Raw genomic sequence first — 18,276 nt, forward strand, 5'->3', positions numbered from 1 at the left:
TGTGATCTGGCGAGATCAATCAACAGGATACGCCACCCTTCCTACCTCCTCCCATACACCAGAAGTCACCATAGCTCAACGCTGTTGCGCGGGCTTGCTTGTGCCTCAGCTAGTGATATACTTCTAGTTAATCACCGCTAATATCCACCTTTTGCCTGGGTAGCCCTCATGGATTCCAAGGACAAACGCATCATTGAAAAGCTGCGGCGCGAGATGGGATCGACCATCCGCGACGCCCTCAATGACCCCAAGGTCATCGAGGTCATGCTGAACGATGACGGCGAACTGTGGGTCGAGCGCGTTGGCGAGCCCATCGAGCACCTGGGTCACATGGATGGCCACGCGGCTTACGCGATGATGACCACCATCGCCAGCGCCAACGACACCATGGTGTCGCCGGACAATCCCACCCTGGAGACGGTCTTGCCCGAAAGCGGCGAGCGTTTCCAGGGGGAAGTGCCGCCCAAAGTGAAGTCGCCGGCCTTTACGATCCGCAAACCCGCCGATTTTGTTTTCACGCTCTCTGATTACGTGGAACAAGGCGCCATGTCAGAAGACGACGCCGAAATCATCCGCGAACTTATCTTGAGGCGTGACAATATCGCGGTTGTTGGTGGTACAGGTTCGGGGAAAACCACCCTGGTGAATACCATCACGCAAACCGCCGCCGAACTGACGCCGGACCATCGCTTTGTTGTGCTGGAAGATACCCCCGAACTCAAGCGGGCGGCCCGCAACTCTCTTATGATGCGCACGACAATGAATCAGTCGATGCAGCAGCTTTTGGTTTCAACACTCCGTCATCGACCGGATCGCATCATTGTTGGCGAGGTCCGCGACGGGGCTGCACTGGACCTTATCGACGCATGGAGCACCGGCCACAAGGGCGGGATTTCAACTTGGCACGCAAATGAAGGGGGGATTGCCGCACTAAACAGACTCGAAAGGCTCATTCGCAAATCGCAGAACGCCACGCCCGGCACCGATCTGAAACTTGATGTATCTGAGGCGGTCGACGCCATCATTTATATCAGCAAGGATGAACAAACCAAGAAACGTCGCGTTACCCATATCCTCGCCGTTCACAACGGCCTGGATGAAAGCGGTAATTATCGTTGGAGCAATCTACGGGAGACATGGAAAAATGCTCGCACTGAAACATCAATCGTTTAACGCCAAAAAAGTGACCTGGGTAGCCCTGGCCATTCTGGCGGTGCTTCTGCCTGACTTGGCTCTGGCCAGTCCTTCCGGTGGTGGCCTGCCGTGGGATGATCCGCTCCAGACACTGGCAGACTCTTTTACCGGCCCGGTGGCCTATGTGGTGTCTGTCCTGGCGCTGTTTGCCAGCTTTGCCGGCTTGGCTTTCGGCGGCGAGATGAACGATACCACTCGCCGGGTCTTTCTGGTGGCGCTGATTATCTCGGGGCTGGTCTTCATCACTCAGCTTCTCACTTCACTGTTCGGCGTTTCCGGCGCAGTCATTTAATCGAGGGGGGTCGGTAGCATGTCAGAACTCAACGAACACCCTTTGCATCGCTCTCTTAATCGTCCCAATCTGCTTATGGGCGTGGACCGGGAATTGCTGCTGACCTCCGCTTTTTTCTCGGCCTTGATGATCTTCACCGTCCAGTCCTGGGCGGCTGCTGCATTTGGTGTGTCTCTTTGGGTGCTTAGTATTTACCTACTGAGGAAGGCCGCAAAGGCAGACCCTCAAATGCGTCAGGTATATATGCGATTCAGGAACTATCGCAAGTTTTACAGCGCCCGCCCTACCGCTTTCCGTAAGGAGTAAATCATGGGAATGGTCAATATGGGCACCTATAAAAGTCAGCGTCCGGGACTCTCCGACGTTCTTGAATATGCCGCAATGGTCGAAGACGGCATCATGCTGACAAAGAAAGGATTGATGGCAGCTTTCTATTATCGCGGGGTAGATATTGAAAGCTCCACCGATAATGAACGGAACTCGATTGCTGCTCGGACCAACCATGCGCTGGCCCGTTTGGGTAGCGGTTTCATCACTCATCATGATGCGGTCCGCATTCCGGCGGGCGCCTACCCGGCGCCCGCCGAAAACCATTTCCCCGACCCTGTTTCCCGGCTCATAGATAACGAACGCCGCGCACAATTCCAGCATGAAGGGGCTCACTATGAATCCCTTTATGTGCTGACGGTGACGTATATCCCCTCAGCCGAGGAAACCAGTCGTTTTAGGGATTTGCTTCTTACTGGCGGCGAAGATCAGAAGAAAAAAACCGGGCTGGATAAGGCTCTTGCATTCTTTAAAGACTCGCTAGACCAACTGGAGCAAATGCTAGCGGCTTCCGTTCGCATTTCGCGGATGCGCGGCATCGAGTATCAAACCGAAGATGGCGGCACGCATATCAATGACCAGCTCCTGGAGTACGTCAATTATTGCGTCTGCGGGATGGCTCACCCGATTAACCTGCCGCCTGTCCCCATGTACGTCGACCAGCTTATCAGCCAGGATTTCATCGGCGGTATGGAGCCCCAGGTAGGCGACCAGCATATTTCCGTGGTCGCCATCGACGGTTTCCCGGTGAACTCCTATCAGGGCATTCTCGCCGTCCTGGACCAACTGCCGATCACCTATCGGTGGTCCACTCGCTTCATCTACATGGACCCCCATGAAAGTGAAAAGCGCCTCAAGGCGTTTCGCCGCAAATGGCAGCAGAAGGTCCGCCCCTTCTTCGACCAAGTGACCAAGAACCCGAACAGCCAGCCGGACGGCGATGCGGTCGAGATGGTCAACGATGCCAACAACGCCTTGGCAGAAGCCAGCAGCCAACTAGTGGCCTATGGCTACTATACCTCGGTGGTGGTGCTCATGAACGAGTCCCGCGAGACCGTCAACGAGACGGCCAAGGAAGTGCGCGATGTCATCCGTCGCCTGGGCTTCGGCGCCAGGATCGAGACAATCAACGCGGTCGAGGCATGGCTGGGCAGCCTGCCGGGTCACTTCATGCAGAACGTCCGGCGCCCGCACATGCACTCACTGAACCTCGCCGACCTGCTGCCGCTGACCAGCGTGTGGGCTGGCCATGAACGGGCACCGTGCCCGTTCTATGACCCGGATTCACCGCCCCTCATGTACGCCGCCACGTCAGGCGCGACACCGTTTCGCTTCAACCTGCACAGCGGCGACCTGGGCCATACCCTGATTTTCGGGCCGACCGGCGCGGGTAAGTCGACCCTGCTGGCTCTGATCGCGGCACAGTTCCGCCGCTACCCCGGTGCGACCGTCACGGCGTTCGACAAGGGGCGTTCGATGATGCCGCTGACTCTGGCCTGCCAGGGATACCATCACGACTTCAACGGGGAGTTCGGCAACCCGCCGCGTCTCTGCCCGCTGAATGACCTGGACAGTGACGGCGATCAGGCATGGGCTCAGGGCTGGATCGAGTCGCTGGTGAAGCTCCAGGGCGTCGCGGTAACGCCGGATATGCGAAACCATATCAACCATGCGCTAACAACGATTCGTGAGACGGCCAAGAAAGGGGAAGGCCGCTCCCTGACCGACTTCCAAACCACGGTGCAAAGCAAGGAAGTCAAGGAAGCGCTGGTTCCCTATGTTCTCGGCGGTCCTGTCGGCCACCTGCTGGATGCCGAAGAAAACAACATCGAGGGCGAGGCCGTTTTCGAGGTCTTCGAGATTGAAGAACTCATGGAAATGGGGGAAACCCACCTTATCCCGGTTCTGCTGTACCTGTTCCGGCGCTTCGAGAAAAGCCTGAAAGGTCAGCCGGCTTTGCTCATCCTGGATGAAGCCTGGATCATGCTCGGCCATCCGGTTTTCAAGGCCAAAATCCGCGAATGGCTGAAAGTGCTTCGCCGGGCCAACTGTGCCGTCGTCCTAGCGACACAAAGCCTTTCCGATGCCACTCGATCCGGCATTATCGACGTGCTGCAAGAAAGCTGCCCGACGAAAATCTATCTGCCGAATGTCGAGGCATTCAACCGTGGCAATGGTGATACCCCTGGCCCGCGTGACATTTACGAGTCCATGGGTCTCAACGAACAGCAAATCAGGATCATCAAAGATGCCACGCCAAAGCGTGAATATTATTTCACGTCCACCGATGGTCGCCGCTTAATCGACTTGAACCTGGGGCCAGCGACTCTTGCTTTCATTGGCGTTTCTGGAAAGAACGATTTGAAAGCCATTAGCGATATGTCCAAATCCGATCCCGATGATTGGCCTTGGCAATGGCTCCAGCAACGGGGGGTTAGCTATGAAAAATATGTTTACTAAGGCCGCTGTCTTTTCTCTCGCCTTCACCACCACCGCCGCCTTTGGCGGTGGTGCCACTGGCGGGGCGCTCGAAGTCACGCAGTTGATGAACAATGCCCAGCTTGTTCAACAATATACCGAGATGGTCGAGCAGACCGCGACGCAGGCGCAAAACTTGCAACAGCAAATCAATACCTACAAGAACCTCGTTCACAACACACGTCGCCTTAGCGATCTGGAGTGGGGCACGGCGTCCACTCAGCTTATGCAACTGCGCGACTTGATCGGGCAGCTTCAAGGAATGGGGTACAGCCTCGGCGCCATTGATGATCTGTTCCAGGAGCAGTATCCGGGTTTTTCCAGTATCAGCATCTCCGAAAGTCCCGATCATGAAACGTTCAGCGAGCGGTATCAGAAGTGGAATCGAACCACCACGGACACGATTCAAACAAGTCTGCGCCAAGCGGGACTCCAGGAATCTCAGTTCGACACCGAAAACGCCACGATGCGCACCCTGGAGAACATGGGGCAATCGGCTGACGGTCAAATGAAGGCCCTAGAAGTGGGCAACTTGATCGCCGCCCAATCGGTACGACAAACGCAGAAACTGCGGCAGCTAGTGACAAGCAACATGCGAATGCGCGGCGCCTATATGGCCCAGCAGGTACAAGATGATGCCCGTCGCCAAGAAGTCCGCCAGACGTACACTAACCAGCGCCATCCGACCCATGTGGGCGATGAAGAACCCGCCGGCCTCCCGACAAGGTGACAGAAATGAGCTTCAAGATTATCGCCGCCATCTTGGCAGCCATCGGCATTACCGCCGCCGTCAGTGTCACCGTCTATATCGAGCAAAAGCCCGACGACTCAGGTAAGCGGCTGGAGGTAAACGAGAAGCAGGAAACCATAGTTGGTGATGAAGAACCTGCGGGACTCCCCGAACGCTAAAAGGATATTCACCATGACTTCTAAACAACGACTGATCCTTTACGGCATCCTTTTGGCGCTGGTCGTACTGCCACGACTGGCGTTCGCCGATATCCCCGAAAACAATGCTCTCGATGAAGCCTTCGGGGTGTTCAAGGATACCGCGAGCACATGGTATGACGTGCTTTCCGGCTATGCGTTCAACCTGCTGTCTATGCTTATCGTCATTGATCTGGCCTGGGCGTTGATGATGCAGGCTCTACAAGGCGGGGGCATTCAGGACTTTACCGCCGAGGTCGTGCGCCGCATTTTCTTCTATGGCTTTTTCATCTTGGCCATCGAAAAGTCATGGGAATGGTCGAGCATCCTTATCAACTCCTTTGTCGACGCGGCCAACGCGGCACTTAACGCCGCGAGCGGTGTTCCTAGAATTAGTGGATCGTCGCTGTTCGACCTGGGCCTGGACGTGGCCAAGAAAATCGTTTCCGAAGTCTCGGTCTTCGATCCCTCTGCCGCGCTCGGCCTGCTTCTGGCGGCCCTCGTCGCCCTGGTGGTGATGGCGATTGTCGCGGCGATGGTCCTGGCCGCCTACGTCGAGTCCTATATCGTCCTGGGGGCCGGCGTTCTGCTGCTCGGTTTCGGCGGTTCGCGCTGGACCAGCGACTTTGCGAAAAAATACCTGTTCTACGCCTTCTCGGTCGGGGTCAAGCTCTTTGTGCTCAACCTGATTGTCGGCTTGAGCTTCACACTGATTCAAACCTGGGCCAACGAGTTCGACTCCAACTCCCAAACGCAGGTGTTTGTGATCCTCGGCACCATGGTGGTGTTGCTGTATCTGGCGAAGGCCATCCCCGACATGCTGCAAGGGCTCATGACCGGCACCAGCGCCGGGGGGTCCGGTGCCGGTGCGGCTACCGTGGGGGCTCTCGCTGGTGGCGCCATGGCAGCAGCAGGCGGCGCTGCGGCGGTGGGCGCATCCTCCAAGCTGGCAGCCGCGCAAGGCGGTGGCGGCGGTGCGATGGGCCACCTGGGCCGCATGGGCGCCAATCTTGGCAAGGCGATGAAAACCGACCTGGGGCAGAAGGTCGGCGGCGAAGCCCCGTTCGGCTCTGTGGGTGGCCGCATGGCCTCGAACATGAACGCCCAGCGTGCCCAGATGGGCGGCGGCGGCACGCCTAGCGGCGGCTCACTGTCCGGCATGGGGTCCCCACGCCCTGGCATGAGCGGTGGTTTCCGTGGCGGTAGCGGGGGCTCCCCGAGCACGCCCAGCACCTCCCAATCGAATGACGCGGCAGGCGACAGCCAGGGCGGCGAAGACGAATCTTATGACTCTCCCCTGAATGGTCGATAAAGACGACAACGGCGCGGCCCAGTCAGTCATTGACTGGGCTACGTCACGCGCTAAACTAGTAATATATTTTTAGTTGAGGGATTAACGATGGCTGAGAAGCAAAAAACTCCGTCCAACCCCTATATGGCGGGGCGGCTCGAATGGAACGAGCGATATGGCTCGCTCATTGTCCGCGAGAAGCGTTGGCGGATGATGGCGTTTTGCTGCGTCTTGGTCGCACTCGTTGCCGTGGTCGGCGTCGTCTATATCGGCTCGCAAAGCAAGTTCATCCCCTACGTGGTCGAGGTCGACAAGTTCGGCAGAACGCAAGCCGTGGGGACTGCCGATCAGGTTCAGCCATCGTCTGCCCGCATCAAGAAAGCGGAAATGCAGGACTTTATCGCGGATACGCGAAGCGTCTATGTCGATGCTGCCGCCATGCGCAGCAACATCGAGGACGCTTATGCCCTGGTCTCGAGTGGTGGTCAGGCTTACACCTTCCTGAATGACTTTTTCCGCGAGCGCGATCCCTTCAACACGGCTCGGACTCGCACCATTTCCGTCGACGTGCAATCCGCTCTCCCACTCAGCCAGAACACTTGGCAAGTCGAGTGGACCGAAACCACTCGGGCCAGGAAGGGCGGCGAAGTCGTCGGCACGCCGACGAACTGGCGCGCCGTCATCACCATTGAAGACATTGCACCGTCGAACGAAGCCGGCGTCATTCGCAACCCGGCCAGCATCAACATCACCAGCCTGAACTGGACAGAGATCGACTAAGGGGATGGATACCATGAAACGCAGCATTCTGGCTCTGACACTGCTTCTCGGCGGCGCCTCCGCCGCCGTGGCAAACTCCCAGGTTCCCAGCCTGGACACCACGCAATTTCTGTCGACAAACAACCCCGCGATGAACGCCAAGGAAGCACGCGGCGCCCGGCTGGCCCGAGAGTGGATCAGCAACAACAACAACGAGCCGGTTCGCGGGGATAATGGCTCGATCACCTACCTCTATGGCGCGGGGATGCCCGCCGTAGTGTGCGCCCCGCTGCGCCTGTGCAGCATCAGCCTGGAGCCGGGCGAGGTCGTGAACAACATCAACATCGCCGATAGCGTGCGCTGGAATACCAGCCTCGGCACGTCCGGGTCGGGCCAAAGCCAGACCACGCACGTCATGGTGAAGCCGACCGACGTGGGGCTGGAAACCTCCATGTCGATCCTGACCAATCGCCGCGACTATCAACTGACGCTCAAGAGTCGCACCGACGACTGGATGCCGGAAATTTCGTTCGTCTATCCGAGCAATATCCAGCAGGAAGTGGCCGAGTATCGCCAGCAGGTCCAGCAGCATCGTCAAGACAACACCATCACCGGAACCGGCCATCAGGTCGCCGACCTGGATTTTGAATACCGCATCGAGGGCGAAGCCTCCTGGCGGCCTGTTCGGGTCTATAACGACGGCGTGAAGACGGTCATCCAAATGCCTGCCTCCATGCAGCACCGCGAAGCGCCGGTCCTGGTGTCGATTGGCCCCGACGATCAGGAGCAAATCGTTAACTACCGGCTCCGTGGCGACCGCTTCATTGTCGATCAGCTTTTCGACCGGGCCGCCCTGGTGGCTGGCGTTGGCGATCAGCAAACCCGCGTCACCATCGAGCGCCAGTAAGGGGGACTCACGGATGAAACTCTCTCGCCTTATCGCCCCGCTGCTTTGCCTCGCTGTGCTCTCTGGCTGCGCTGTGCAGCCGCGCAGCGGCAATGTGGAAGCCATGACGCTGACACCGCCTCAAGCCGCCGACATGGCTCAGGACGCGGTGGAACTGCTCTCACCGTTCTATGCCCCTGGCAGGACGACGTTTCACTATCAGGTCGAACCCAAGCCGTTCTCGCGGGCGCTGGATAGCGCCCTGCGGAATCGTGGCTATGCCGTCAGCACCACGGGCGGCATCCCCGTCAGCTACGTCCTGGACGGCTTCCGCAACGGCCAATATCTGCTCCGGCTTTTCGCCACGGACGTGCGAATCTCGCGGGTCTATGGCATCCGCCCTGGTGGGCTCATGCCGCTGAATGCGCCGGCCCTCGACACTTCAACATCCACCGACTGAGGGGGACTTATGGCTAAGGACGAAAGCCTGCGGCCCGAAAACTCGCCCAGCCAACCGGGCGTCACCGACAAGCCGAAGCTCAACGTTCGCGGGCTCTCGCCGGTCCCGGTGTTCATCTTCGGGCTGGTGGTGGCCATCGTGGTCGCGTTCCTCGCTTACGGCATCCACAAGCGTGGCCAGACCAGCGATCAGCGGGAAAGCGGGGTTATCGCCAATGCCGGCGAAGGCGGTGGCGATAGCAACTATGTACAGGAATGGCTAGCCAACTCGCCGAACTCCGGGATGATCCCAGGCGAGGAAGAACCCGAAGGCCGTATGGATTGGGCCATGCCGCAAGGGTCTGAAGCTGCCCCCGAAGCCGAGGCCGAGCAACCGGCCCCCGAAGCAAACGCGCCTGTCCCGGAAGCGAACGCGCCGAACAATCAGGAAAGCCGGTTCGCGGAGGAAATTCGCCAGCGCCGCATGGAAAACATGCTCGCCGCCCTGGATAGCAACACCAGCGTCAGCGACAACCGCCAATCTCAAGGACAGGGCCGCCCGACCAGCAGCAGCTATGCCGGGGCCACGCAGGCGCCCCAGGCGCCAGGATCGGCCCAGGCGACTCGCTCCTCGCTGCCCTCCGGCATGGGTGGTGGCAACGTTCCTGCCGGCCTGATGGGCCAGGAAAACGAGTATCAGGCGCAGAACATGCAGGGCCAGAAACAAGAGTTCCTGAGTGGCCAGCAGGGCGACCAATACCGCCTGAACGAATCCCGTCAGGCCCTCCCCTCGCCCTTCACGATCAGGACCGGCACCGTCATTCCCGGCGTGATGATCTCCGGCATCAACTCCGACCTTCCGGGCCGGATGATTGCCCAGGTCAGCCAGAACGTCTATGACAGCGCCACCGGCGAGCACTTGATGATCCCCCAGGGCTCGCGCCTCTATGGTCGCTATGACAGCAACGTGGCCATGGGGCAGGAACGGGTATTGATCGTCTGGAATCGCATCATCTACCCCGATGGCAGCGCCCTGAACATTCAATCCATGCCGGGCAGCGATCAAGAGGGCTTCGCGGGCTTCCACGATCAGGTGGACAACCACTATTGGCGTACCTTCGGACAAGCCTTCATGTTGTCGGTCATCGCCGGTGCGGCCCAACTCTCCCAGCCTGATTCCGAGGGGCAAGACGGTTACGACGCCAATCAGGTCATGGCGGCGCAGCTTGGCCAGCAATTCGGCCAAGTCGGTCAAGAGATGATCCGCCGCAACATGAATATTCAGCCGACCTTGAGAATCCGCAAGGGGTATCGCTTCAACATCATGATTACCAAGGACATTGTCGCAAGACCCTGGCAAGGCCAGTAATCTCATCCCCTCTTGGCCGCCATTCTGGCGGCCCTTTTTAACGCCAAAGTGAAGGAGCGAGAATCCCATGAAGAAATCAGCCTTTATCTCAACCCTGTTCGCCGTTCTGGTTGTCGCGGCTCACGCTCATGCTAACGATGACTCCCAGGTTGCCGACCGGATATATACCATCAAGGAGTTCACCAAGAACATCGAGTTCGCCAAGGAAGTTGACGATAAGTGCCGCAACAATCCTGGCGAGTTACGGGACGACCCTAACTGCATCAATGCCCGTGAAGCGGTAGCCAAGGACCGGCTCATTGGATCGAACGGTGAGGACAGATTCAAAGCACCAAGCATTCGTTAACTTGATACCGAAGCTAAAGCCCATACCATGCATAGTGGCGAAATCCAATGTTTTAGCGTATAATGCCGAATTATTCTATTATAACCTTATTCAAGAGTCGTCCAGACATGGAAAGAGTTACCGAAAACTATGTGAGAGATTTTCTTAGGGAGCTAAAGTATTACGAGCCCGATAATCACATAACAATAGAAGAGCAAAAATCAGAAATCAAGAAAATAAAAAAGCTCTTGTCTAAGGCCAGCAAAACTGGAAGTTTAAATGCAGGCTATCCAGAATTTGTAGTCACAACCACCCTTGACTACAACTTCATCATAGTATTTGAATGCAAATCAGACCCAAGAAACCACTCCAGCAAGGACAGAAATGAACCTGTAAAATATGCTGTGGATGGCGCCATTCACTACGCTAAATTCTTATCAAAAGAATATACTGTTATTGCTGTCGCTGTTAGCGGAACCAATGAATCAAACATAAAAATATCAAACTTCCTTATACCTTGCGGAAGCGACAGTGTTAAGGAGTTTTGTAATGAGAGCGGCTACATAGTAGATAAAATCTTGCCGTTCGATGATTACTACCGACTATCAGCCTTTGACCCTGAGGTTGAAAGAAGGCGTCACCAAGACTTGATCGGCTTCGCAAAAGATTTGCACGAATTTATCTGGACAAGCGCCAAAATATCAGAAGAAGACAAACCCCTTCTGGTTAGTGGAACTTTGATCGCTTTGATGAACCAGGCATTTGCAAAATCCTATAGAAATTATAGCGCAGAAGACATGCCTGATTACTGGTTAGATGCCATCAAAAGAGAGCTGGATACGGCTGAAATACCGCAAGCAAAGAAGAATACCATGCTTCAGCCATATGCCAATGTTGCCACTCAACCCAACCTTGGAAAACCTGACTCAAAGCTAGCCAAAAAATACCCGCAAGGTGTTTTATATGAGATCGTAAACGAAATAAATGAAAATGTTTGGCCATTCATAAGCGTCTACCATAATTTTGATGTTGTCGGTCATTTCTATGGCGAATTTTTGAAGTATACAGGTGGGGATAAAAAAGCTCTCGGGATAGTATTAACCCCAAGACATGTAACCGAGCTATTTTGTGAAATTGCAAATATAACCAAGCGAGATAAAGTTTTAGATATTTGCGCAGGCACCGGCGCATTTCTCATATCTGCCATGCAGGCCATGCTTAAGACCGCGGTAACAACCGATGAAATCAATGACATAAAAAGAAACCGCTTAATTGGAATAGAAAACAGCCCTAAAATGTTTGCCCTGGCTGCAAGCAACATGATACTGAGAGGGGACGGGAAGGCAAATCTTCATCAAGGTAGTTGCTTTGATAATGCTATAATTGATTCAGTTGCCAAAATGAAACCTAATGTTGGTTTTTTAAATCCCCCATATGCTCAAGCAAAGAGCGACTCTGAGCTTCACGAACTGTATTTTGTAAAACACATGCTGGACCACCTTTCTGTGGGTGGGACTGGAGTTGCCATCATTCCAGTAAGCAGTGTTATAAAACCGTCATTAGCAAAGCATGAGATATTGGCTAGGCACACCCTCAAAGCTGTCATGTCAATGCCCGGTGAACTTTTCTATCCTGTAGGCACAGTGACTTGCATAGTAGTTTTTGAAGCCCACACCCCACACGAAGAATCAAAGAAAAAAACTTGGTTCGGTTACTGGCGGGAAGACGGTTTCGTAAAAACAAAGCACATGGGCAGGGTAGACTTGAATCACGAGTGGCAAGTTATTAAAGATAAGTGGATTGAAGCATACCGTAACAACGAAGTACACCCTGGCGAGTCTGTTACAGAAAGAATTACAGCCGATGACGAATGGATCGCTGAAGCGTATCTTGAAACGGACTATTCATTAATTGAGAAAAGAGACTTTGAGGAAGTAGTAAAAAACTATGCTCTTTTCAACATAATGAACGAGGTTTGACATGGTCCCCGTGAGTGAAGTTTTTGATGTTATATATGGTACAAACCTTGAGCTAAACAGACTCATTCAAACAGACGATGGAATTAATTTTGTATCTCGAAGCTCTAGGAATAATGGTGTTTCGGCGAAAGTAAAAAAGCTGCCGGACATTGAGCCTATCGAGGGAGGAGTGTTAACTGTAGCTGGCGGAGGGTCGGTTCTTGAAACATTCTTACAGCCAGAACCATTCTACTCTGGAAGAGATTTATTCTACTTAAAACCAAAAATTGATTTAACAGAATCAGAAAAACTCTTCTATTGCGTATGCATTCGCCACAACAAGTACCGATATAGTTATGGTCGGCAAGCTAACAGGACGCTTAAAGACATCATGATTCCGTCACTTGATGAGTTCCCCGAATGGGTTTACAACGTAAATGTGATTGACAACATGCTTCGTGTCTTGAAAAGAATTAAGGTTTAATATTAAATAATATAAAGCCGGAATTTTCCGGCCTTCCGTTAAATCTCAACACCTGAAGCACCACTATCACAGGCTGATAAAAAAGGCGTGAAGAATCACGCCTTCTGTCTCGTCCGGGGCATTTCGGCTACCGCTCAACGCCAGCCACTTTCGCCTTGCCGCGCTCCGGCTGCCGGTCGTGCTGCTTCGCCTTGGCCTGCTGTGCCTGCTCATAGGCTCGCTTCTTGTGGAGCGCCACGGCGGCCTCGATATTGGTCTGCACCGAGGCGCGACCGTCCTCCCGCTCCATGTCGTTGAAGTCGCTCAGGCCCTTATCGACGCGGGTAAAGTGCGGCACTGCCACCCCGCCCCCCACGGCGTCCGCCGCTTCGTGGGCCTTCTGGATGCCAGGATTCTTGCCGCGCTCCACCTCCTGCACTTGGTCGTTGTCAGCAGCGATCACCACCTGCTTATCGGGCCATTCTTCCTTGAGTGCCTTGGCCACGGCGGGCAGGTTGTTGGAGTCGAAGGCCACGGCGACCGGGCGCCCGGTGGCCTCATGGATCGTGGCCCCGGTGGCATAGCCCTCGGCGATCATCAGGGTATCCGCCTGGGCCAGCGCATCGAGGCCACCGATGGCATGAAAGTGCCCTTCTTTCTGGGTGCCCTTGTCGAAGCCCTTGAAGCTGCCGCCATCTGCCTGTGAAGCGATCCGCTGGAGGGACCAAAGGTGCCCTTTGGTGTCGATGGCAGGCACCGCCAGCCGGCCCTGGTCGTCTTCCTTGAGGCCGTGGGCCTGGACGCCTTTGCCGGCAAGGTAGGCGTGACCGGGATTCGCCTGCTTCATGCGCCCCCACTCCTGGGCGCAGTCCTGGGCGCGGGCCTGGAAGCCTGCTTGCCGCTCGGCGGCCCGTTCTTCCCGCTTCGCCTTGGCCTCGACCTCCATCCGCTCCCGCTCCTTGGCGCTGATCGGCTGCGTCTGCACGCCGTCAGCTTTCCAGTTCACCTTGGTGCCGGCGCGGAAGTTCTGGATCATGCCGGCAGGGTGGCCATCGGTATAGCCGACATAAGCGCCGCTCTGCTGGCCCTTGCGGTCGCCCTCGACCGGCACGCGATGAAGCTGCCCATCCATCTGCGGCGTCCCCTGGACCTTCAAACCGTTGTCGGCCAGGGCCTCGGCGAATTGGGCTTCCACCGGCTTGCTCTGCTGCTGTTGCGGCTGGCCCAGCCAGCGGGCGAATGGCGCGGTATCCATGCCAGCCGGGGCATACCAGCTTTTTTGCTTGCGGTCCCACTTCGCGCCGAGCGCCTTGGCCTCGTCCTTCTCGCGATACGGGACATTAAGATAAGTCGGCCCCTTGGCTTGGGCCTTCTGCTGATCTTGGCGTTTCTCCACCTCCGCCCCCTCCTGACTGCGCTGCTGGTACTCGGCAACATCGCGGGCGTCTTTCGCCGCCTCCGCCTCTTTCTCGGCCTGGGTCAACGGGCCTTCCGGCTCCCGATCCTGGCCTTGCTCCTGGGCTGGCTCCGGGTCGCCCTTGCGATACTGCGCGGCCACCTCCTGGCTGTGCTCTAGGCTGTGCTCCAGGGCCGTCACCGTGCGCATGATGTGCTCGGCATCACGGGCGGCCCGGACGATCTCTTTGGAGTCCTCCTGCAGAACCTTGATCCATGACCCGACATAGGCGGCGTGCTGGCCGGGGTCGTGGCCGATTCCGAGCTCGTCGCCGACCATAAGCGACGATATTTCGGCACGCATCTCCTCGCGGGCGTACTGCTCGCTGCCAAACGGCCCCGTCAGGTCGCGATTGAGCCGCGACGGGTGCCCGGTCGAGTGCCCCAATTCGTGCAGGGCGGTGGCGTAGTAGCCGTCCGGGGTGTGGAACTGCTCCTTCTCCGGCAGCGTGATCGAGTCGGTGGACGGTCGATAGAAGGCCCGGTCGCCGTTCACATGGTTGATCGAGACATCGGTATTGGCCAGCACCTTCTCGGCCCGTTCGTGGCGCTCGAATGCGGCTTCCGGGGTGTCCTTGGGGCGCACCAGGGCCGGCAGGCCCTCGACTTGCTCGCCGTTGAAGACATTGGCCCAAAACACCTTGGGCTTTTCGAGCTGCACCTTCTCCTTTTCGGGCTTGCCGTCTTCGCCGATAACAGGCTTGCCGCCCTCGTCACGCTTGGTACGTTCCTCGCTGAACTTCCAGTATTGAACGGGGGTCGACTTCTCCCCCTTCCGTACCTGGGCGCCGATCTTCTGCGCCTGCTTGTAGGTCAGCCAACGCGGGTCGCCGCGCCCCTGCATCTCCAGCCATAGGGCATTGGCCCCCTTGTAGCGGGTGCCCGACACGGGGTTATGCGGCATCGAACGTTCCCCCGGCGCCCATGGCTTCTGCCAGGGCGCGGTGCCTTGCTGCAACTGCTCGATCAGGCGTTCGGCGATCTGCTCGTGATATGGGCGCTTCTTGCTCATACGGCCTCCCCGTCATCCTCGGCAGCACTGTCCAGGGCGTCATCCTCGCTCAAGGCGTCGTCCTCAAACGCGCCCATCGCCTCGGCGTGCTCCGGGTCCACCTCCAGCATTTCCCCCGGCGCAAGCTCACCTAGAAGCTGCTCCGTGCGGTCCATTCCTTCGTCGGTCGTCGCCGTCTGATAGTCAGCCATCGTGCTTCTCCTTGGCGTTTTCCAGTTGGGGTTTACCTCGCCGGTCGGCGAAGCGGGCGGCGCATTTGGGGAAGCCCGAGCATCCCCACCAGTGCCCCTTACCTCCCTTGCTGCGGCGCCTTACCAGCGGCTCGCCGCACTCGGGGCACGGAATATCCGACACCTGCGCCTGACTGCCGGACTTGGGTTTGGTCATCTGCGGCTTGCCGCCCTTGTCGGGCCGCGTCGCCTTGCATTCGGGGTAGCGATTGCAGCCCCAAAAATGGCCCTTCGATCCCTTCCGGCGACGCAACACGCCCTCGCCGCACTCGGGACACTCCGGGCCGCTGGCCGCCTCGATCTGCACGCCCTCGGCCTTGATCCGCTCGATCTCACCGGCGACGTGCTCAGCGACGCCATCAACGAACTGCTCCAGGGTCATCGCCCCCTGCCGGATTTGCTCTTGCTGCTCATGCCACAAGGCGGTCATGTCGGGCGCCGTCGCCGACGCGGGCAGCAGGTCGTGGAACTCGCGTCCCAGGCCGGTGCTCTGGACCTTCTTGCCCTTCTCCTCCAGGAAGCCGCGTTTCATCAGCGCCTCGATGATCGCGCTTCGGGTCGCGGGGGTGCCGATGCCACCGTGCTCCCCTCTCTTCTCCTGATCCTTGGCGAGTAGGAGCTTTTTCACGCGCTCGTCGGTGACGTACTTCGCCACCCGCGCCAGGTCTTTCAACAGGGCGGCCATGGTGTACCGCTTCGGCGGCTGGGTCTTTTTCTCGGCGACCGTCGCCCCTTGGCAGGTCAGCGGCATGTCCGCTGTCACCCACTCCAGGTTGGCCGCGCTGTCGTCGTCCTCGCCGTCGCCGTGAACTTCCTCGTTATCGGCATCCTGCTTGTAGAGGCGTTTCCAGCCGAGCGACGTAACCACCTTGGCGGTCACGCGGAAGGCATGACCTGCCACCTCCAGGTCGAGGGTCGTTTGACGGTACTGCTCGGGCGGCCAGTGCTGGGCGATGAACTGCCGGGCGATCAGCTGATAGAGCTTCGCCTCGTCGTCGGTCAGCTTCTCCAGGTCGCCGCTGGTCTGCGTCGGGATGATGGCGTGATGCGCCGAGACGTTCGCGGAGTTGTAGGCCCGGCTTTTCAGCGTCGGGTCGGCAGCCTGGGCGGCCTTGCCCAGCACCGGCGCGGTGTTGGCGATGGCATCGAGCACGCCGGGCGCGTCGGCGTGCTGCTCGTCGCTCAGGTATTCGCAGTCACTCCGGTTGTAGGTAATCAAGCGGTGCCGCTCGCGCAGCGCCTGGGTGGTCTTCAAGGTCTTGTCCGGGCTAAATCCGAACTTCCGGCTGGCGTCGGCTTGCAGGTTCAGCAGGTTATACGGCAGCGGCGGCGGGGTCTGCTTGTCTTCCGTCTTGGCGTTGAACACGTTGGCGGGTTGCCCCTCGATGGCCTGGGCCACGCGCTGGGCGAACTCCTGGTCGATCACCCTCCCCTTGTCGTCCACCGGGGCGTCATCGCCGGGACGGTAGCGGGCGGCGAACTCGCCACCCTCGCCGGCAAAGGTCGCGCCGAGGTCGTAATAGACATGACTGGCGTGCCCTTCGTGAGCGCGGTCGCGGCGCACCACCAGCCCAAGGATCGGCGTCTGAACGCGCCCCACCGACAAGACATGATCGGCGCCGGCCGCTCGACCGGCCAGGGTATAGGCGCGGGTCAGGTTGTAGCCGTAATGTTGATCAGCAACCGCTTGAGCGAGAGCACTTTGGTACAGCCCGTAAAACTCTTTATTATCGCGCAAATTATCTAAGCTACGTTGCACGATCTTTTTATTCATATCACTAATTAGGATTCTCTTTACCGGCTTGGTATTGCCGATATAGTCCAGCAATTCATCAATAAGTAGCTGACCCTGTTCATCAACGTCACCAGCATTCACAACCTCAGTAGCTTGTCCGACCAGCCGCTTGATTAGTTTGATCTGGTCATTCTTGTCCTTTATCGGCTTGTGCTCGATGGGCCAGCGCAGAGGTAGCCGCTCCATCGCCCACTGCTTGGCCGTGGGGTCGTGGTCTTCCGGGTCGGTCAACTCCAGCAGGTGGCCAAAGCACCAGGTCACTACATCGTCGCTACCGCAACGGATGCATCCGCCGTCCTTCTGGCCACCACCGATCGCATCAGCGATCGCTCGGCCAAGCTCCGGTTTTTCGGCGATAAATACACGCATCGGGGTTCTTCCCTTCCGTGGGTGGTCAGTTCAGATATTCCAGGCTGACGGCGGTGCCCGCCGTGTACGGGTCGGCGGCGGTCGGCGCCGCCTGGGGGGCGGCCTGGGCCACGCCATCCTGCCCCTCCTGGGCTTCCTGGGGCTCGGGGGCGGCCTGGGCCTTGGTCGACACCTGGGCGAGCCAGTCAGGGGTTCGCTGGAAGGCGCTCAGGTCGATGCTGGTGTCGGCCTCAGCGGCTTGCTTCTCCAGGTTCGCCACGGACGGCACCAGTCCGTACCGCTCGATATAACCGTTCTCGAAACCGGCGGTGAAACTGCCGGTGTTATAGGCCGACAATGCGGCCTGCAACGCCCGCTGACCGGGGCCAAACTCGGCGGCGGCCCGCTGATAGGCTTCGGTCAGTACGCGGCCACCCGCCGCGACATTCATGCAGGGGTCGTAGACCTCTGCCGGCGTCATGCCCAGCCAGTCCAGGTTGGTGCTGTTGATCTGCATGGCGCCCATGTCGACGCTGTGCCCCTCGGCGATCAGCCGGGCGGCGATGGCCGCCGCTTCGTCCAGGGTCTTGGGCGTCGGGTATTCGACGCCCCCGGCATCATTCACATGGATGGCCAGGGGGTCGCCCCGCGACTCGACATGCGCGATTTGCTCCAGGGTGTCCGGCGCCACGTTCGGCGCACAATCAACGGGAAGGTCCATAGCTCACG

18 protein-coding genes are annotated in these 18,276 nt (G+C 57.9%); 14 read left to right on the top strand and 4 right to left on the bottom strand.

What is annotated here, in order from left to right; translation table 11 throughout:
* Positions 1 to 168 precede the first annotated feature (168 nt).
* The 14 genes from trbB to G7A98_RS15870 all read left to right on the top strand — a co-directional run bounded on the left by trbB (position 169) and on the right by G7A98_RS15870 (position 12,728).
* On the top strand, positions 169 to 1,173 hold the full coding sequence (trbB, locus tag G7A98_RS15805; protein WP_163650643.1) for a P-type conjugative transfer ATPase TrbB: 1,005 nt from the start codon (positions 169 to 171) through the stop codon (positions 1,171 to 1,173).
* The gene (locus G7A98_RS15810) at positions 1,145 to 1,486 is read left to right on the top strand and encodes a TrbC/VirB2 family protein (RefSeq protein WP_163650644.1); all 342 of its coding nucleotides are present in this window, start codon (positions 1,145 to 1,147) and stop codon (positions 1,484 to 1,486) included. The genes trbB and G7A98_RS15810 overlap by 29 nt, the downstream gene beginning before the upstream one ends.
* 18 nt (positions 1,487 to 1,504) lie before the next feature.
* Positions 1,505 to 1,792: a conjugal transfer protein TrbD gene (gene trbD, locus G7A98_RS15815; protein ID WP_163650645.1), complete on the top strand. Its 288-nt coding sequence runs from the start codon at positions 1,505 to 1,507 to the stop codon at positions 1,790 to 1,792.
* 3 nt (positions 1,793 to 1,795) lie between these two features.
* The gene (locus tag G7A98_RS15820) at positions 1,796 to 4,273 is read left to right on the top strand and encodes a hypothetical protein (RefSeq protein WP_205596297.1); all 2,478 of its coding nucleotides are present in this window, start codon (positions 1,796 to 1,798) and stop codon (positions 4,271 to 4,273) included.
* Positions 4,254 to 5,021, top strand: coding sequence for a P-type conjugative transfer protein TrbJ (gene trbJ, locus G7A98_RS15825; RefSeq protein ID WP_163650646.1), 768 nt, complete (start codon positions 4,254 to 4,256; stop codon positions 5,019 to 5,021). Before G7A98_RS15820 ends, trbJ begins: the two co-directional genes overlap by 20 nt.
* A gap of 5 nt (positions 5,022 to 5,026) precedes the next feature.
* A complete protein-coding gene (locus G7A98_RS15830; protein WP_163650647.1) occupies positions 5,027 to 5,200 on the top strand; it encodes a hypothetical protein in 174 nt (57 codons plus the stop codon).
* 13 nt (positions 5,201 to 5,213) lie between these two features.
* Positions 5,214 to 6,530 carry a P-type conjugative transfer protein TrbL gene (gene trbL, locus G7A98_RS15835; RefSeq protein ID WP_163650648.1) on the top strand — a complete coding sequence of 439 codons (1,317 nt, stop codon included), beginning with the start codon at positions 5,214 to 5,216 and terminating at the stop codon, positions 6,528 to 6,530.
* A gap of 87 nt (positions 6,531 to 6,617) precedes the next feature.
* A complete protein-coding gene (gene trbF, locus G7A98_RS15840) occupies positions 6,618 to 7,289 on the top strand; it encodes a conjugal transfer protein TrbF (protein ID WP_163650649.1) in 672 nt (223 codons plus the stop codon).
* Between the two features lie 13 nt (positions 7,290 to 7,302).
* Complete coding sequence (trbG, locus tag G7A98_RS15845) at positions 7,303 to 8,175, top strand: P-type conjugative transfer protein TrbG (RefSeq protein ID WP_163650650.1); 873 nt, start codon at positions 7,303 to 7,305, stop codon at positions 8,173 to 8,175.
* 13 nt (positions 8,176 to 8,188) lie between these two features.
* The gene (locus G7A98_RS15850) at positions 8,189 to 8,614 is read left to right on the top strand and encodes a hypothetical protein (RefSeq protein ID WP_163650651.1); all 426 of its coding nucleotides are present in this window, start codon (positions 8,189 to 8,191) and stop codon (positions 8,612 to 8,614) included.
* 9 nt (positions 8,615 to 8,623) lie between these two features.
* Positions 8,624 to 9,961 carry a TrbI/VirB10 family protein gene (locus G7A98_RS15855; RefSeq protein WP_163650652.1) on the top strand — a complete coding sequence of 446 codons (1,338 nt, stop codon included), beginning with the start codon at positions 8,624 to 8,626 and terminating at the stop codon, positions 9,959 to 9,961.
* 67 nt (positions 9,962 to 10,028) lie between these two features.
* The gene (locus G7A98_RS15860; RefSeq protein ID WP_163650653.1) at positions 10,029 to 10,307 is read left to right on the top strand and encodes an EexN family lipoprotein; all 279 of its coding nucleotides are present in this window, start codon (positions 10,029 to 10,031) and stop codon (positions 10,305 to 10,307) included.
* A gap of 107 nt (positions 10,308 to 10,414) precedes the next feature.
* On the top strand, positions 10,415 to 12,265 hold the full coding sequence (locus tag G7A98_RS15865) for an N-6 DNA methylase (RefSeq protein ID WP_163650654.1): 1,851 nt from the start codon (positions 10,415 to 10,417) through the stop codon (positions 12,263 to 12,265).
* A gap of 1 nt (position 12,266) precedes the next feature.
* Positions 12,267 to 12,728: a restriction endonuclease subunit S gene (locus tag G7A98_RS15870; RefSeq protein WP_163650655.1), complete on the top strand. Its 462-nt coding sequence runs from the start codon at positions 12,267 to 12,269 to the stop codon at positions 12,726 to 12,728.
* A gap of 127 nt (positions 12,729 to 12,855) precedes the next feature.
* On the opposite strand, the gene G7A98_RS15875 is transcribed toward G7A98_RS15870, so the two are convergent.
* From G7A98_RS15875 to G7A98_RS16845, 4 genes are read right to left on the bottom strand one after another with little or no spacing between them, the layout of a single operon-like run.
* Positions 12,856 to 15,174, bottom strand: coding sequence for a zincin-like metallopeptidase domain-containing protein (locus G7A98_RS15875; protein ID WP_163650656.1), 2,319 nt, complete (start codon positions 15,172 to 15,174; stop codon positions 12,856 to 12,858).
* Positions 15,171 to 15,365 (bottom strand): hypothetical protein, encoded by a 195-nt coding sequence (locus G7A98_RS16630; RefSeq protein ID WP_205596298.1) that lies wholly within the window; start codon positions 15,363 to 15,365, stop codon positions 15,171 to 15,173. Before G7A98_RS16630 ends, G7A98_RS15875 begins: the two co-directional genes overlap by 4 nt.
* A complete protein-coding gene (locus G7A98_RS15885) occupies positions 15,358 to 17,568 on the bottom strand; it encodes a DNA topoisomerase 3 (RefSeq protein WP_163650657.1) in 2,211 nt (736 codons plus the stop codon). The genes G7A98_RS16630 and G7A98_RS15885 overlap by 8 nt, the downstream gene beginning before the upstream one ends.
* 25 nt (positions 17,569 to 17,593) lie before the next feature.
* Entirely contained in the window at positions 17,594 to 18,268 is a 675-nt protein-coding gene (locus G7A98_RS16845; protein ID WP_163650658.1) for a lytic transglycosylase domain-containing protein, read from the bottom strand.
* Positions 18,269 to 18,276 lie beyond the last annotated feature (8 nt).

The sequence above is a fragment of the Modicisalibacter sp. 'Wilcox' genome (assembly GCF_010993675.1).
GTDB classification, from domain to species: Bacteria; Pseudomonadota; Gammaproteobacteria; order Pseudomonadales; family Halomonadaceae; genus Modicisalibacter; species Modicisalibacter tunisiensis.

Excerpts from the sequence above, each read along its gene's own strand:
- trbB (WP_163650643.1), top strand. The coding sequence starts at position 169 with ATGGATTCCAAGGACAAACGCATCATTGAAAAGCTGCGGCGCGAGATG.
- G7A98_RS15810 (WP_163650644.1), top strand. The coding sequence starts at position 1,145 with ATGCTCGCACTGAAACATCAATCGTTTAACGCCAAAAAAGTGACCTGG.
- trbD (WP_163650645.1), top strand. The coding sequence starts at position 1,505 with ATGTCAGAACTCAACGAACACCCTTTGCATCGCTCTCTTAATCGTCCC.
- G7A98_RS15820 (WP_205596297.1), top strand. The coding sequence starts at position 1,796 with ATGGGAATGGTCAATATGGGCACCTATAAAAGTCAGCGTCCGGGACTC.
- trbJ (WP_163650646.1), top strand. The coding sequence starts at position 4,254 with ATGAAAAATATGTTTACTAAGGCCGCTGTCTTTTCTCTCGCCTTCACC.
- G7A98_RS15830 (WP_163650647.1), top strand. The coding sequence starts at position 5,027 with ATGAGCTTCAAGATTATCGCCGCCATCTTGGCAGCCATCGGCATTACC.
- trbL (WP_163650648.1), top strand. The coding sequence starts at position 5,214 with ATGACTTCTAAACAACGACTGATCCTTTACGGCATCCTTTTGGCGCTG.
- trbF (WP_163650649.1), top strand. The coding sequence starts at position 6,618 with ATGGCTGAGAAGCAAAAAACTCCGTCCAACCCCTATATGGCGGGGCGG.
- trbG (WP_163650650.1), top strand. The coding sequence starts at position 7,303 with ATGAAACGCAGCATTCTGGCTCTGACACTGCTTCTCGGCGGCGCCTCC.
- G7A98_RS15850 (WP_163650651.1), top strand. The coding sequence starts at position 8,189 with ATGAAACTCTCTCGCCTTATCGCCCCGCTGCTTTGCCTCGCTGTGCTC.
- G7A98_RS15855 (WP_163650652.1), top strand. The coding sequence starts at position 8,624 with ATGGCTAAGGACGAAAGCCTGCGGCCCGAAAACTCGCCCAGCCAACCG.
- G7A98_RS15860 (WP_163650653.1), top strand. The coding sequence starts at position 10,029 with ATGAAGAAATCAGCCTTTATCTCAACCCTGTTCGCCGTTCTGGTTGTC.
- G7A98_RS15865 (WP_163650654.1), top strand. The coding sequence starts at position 10,415 with ATGGAAAGAGTTACCGAAAACTATGTGAGAGATTTTCTTAGGGAGCTA.
- G7A98_RS15870 (WP_163650655.1), top strand. The coding sequence starts at position 12,267 with ATGGTCCCCGTGAGTGAAGTTTTTGATGTTATATATGGTACAAACCTT.
- G7A98_RS15875 (WP_163650656.1), bottom strand. The coding sequence starts at position 15,174 with ATGAGCAAGAAGCGCCCATATCACGAGCAGATCGCCGAACGCCTGATC.
- G7A98_RS16630 (WP_205596298.1), bottom strand. The coding sequence starts at position 15,365 with ATGGCTGACTATCAGACGGCGACGACCGACGAAGGAATGGACCGCACG.
- G7A98_RS15885 (WP_163650657.1), bottom strand. The coding sequence starts at position 17,568 with ATGCGTGTATTTATCGCCGAAAAACCGGAGCTTGGCCGAGCGATCGCT.
- G7A98_RS16845 (WP_163650658.1), bottom strand. The coding sequence starts at position 18,268 with ATGGACCTTCCCGTTGATTGTGCGCCGAACGTGGCGCCGGACACCCTG.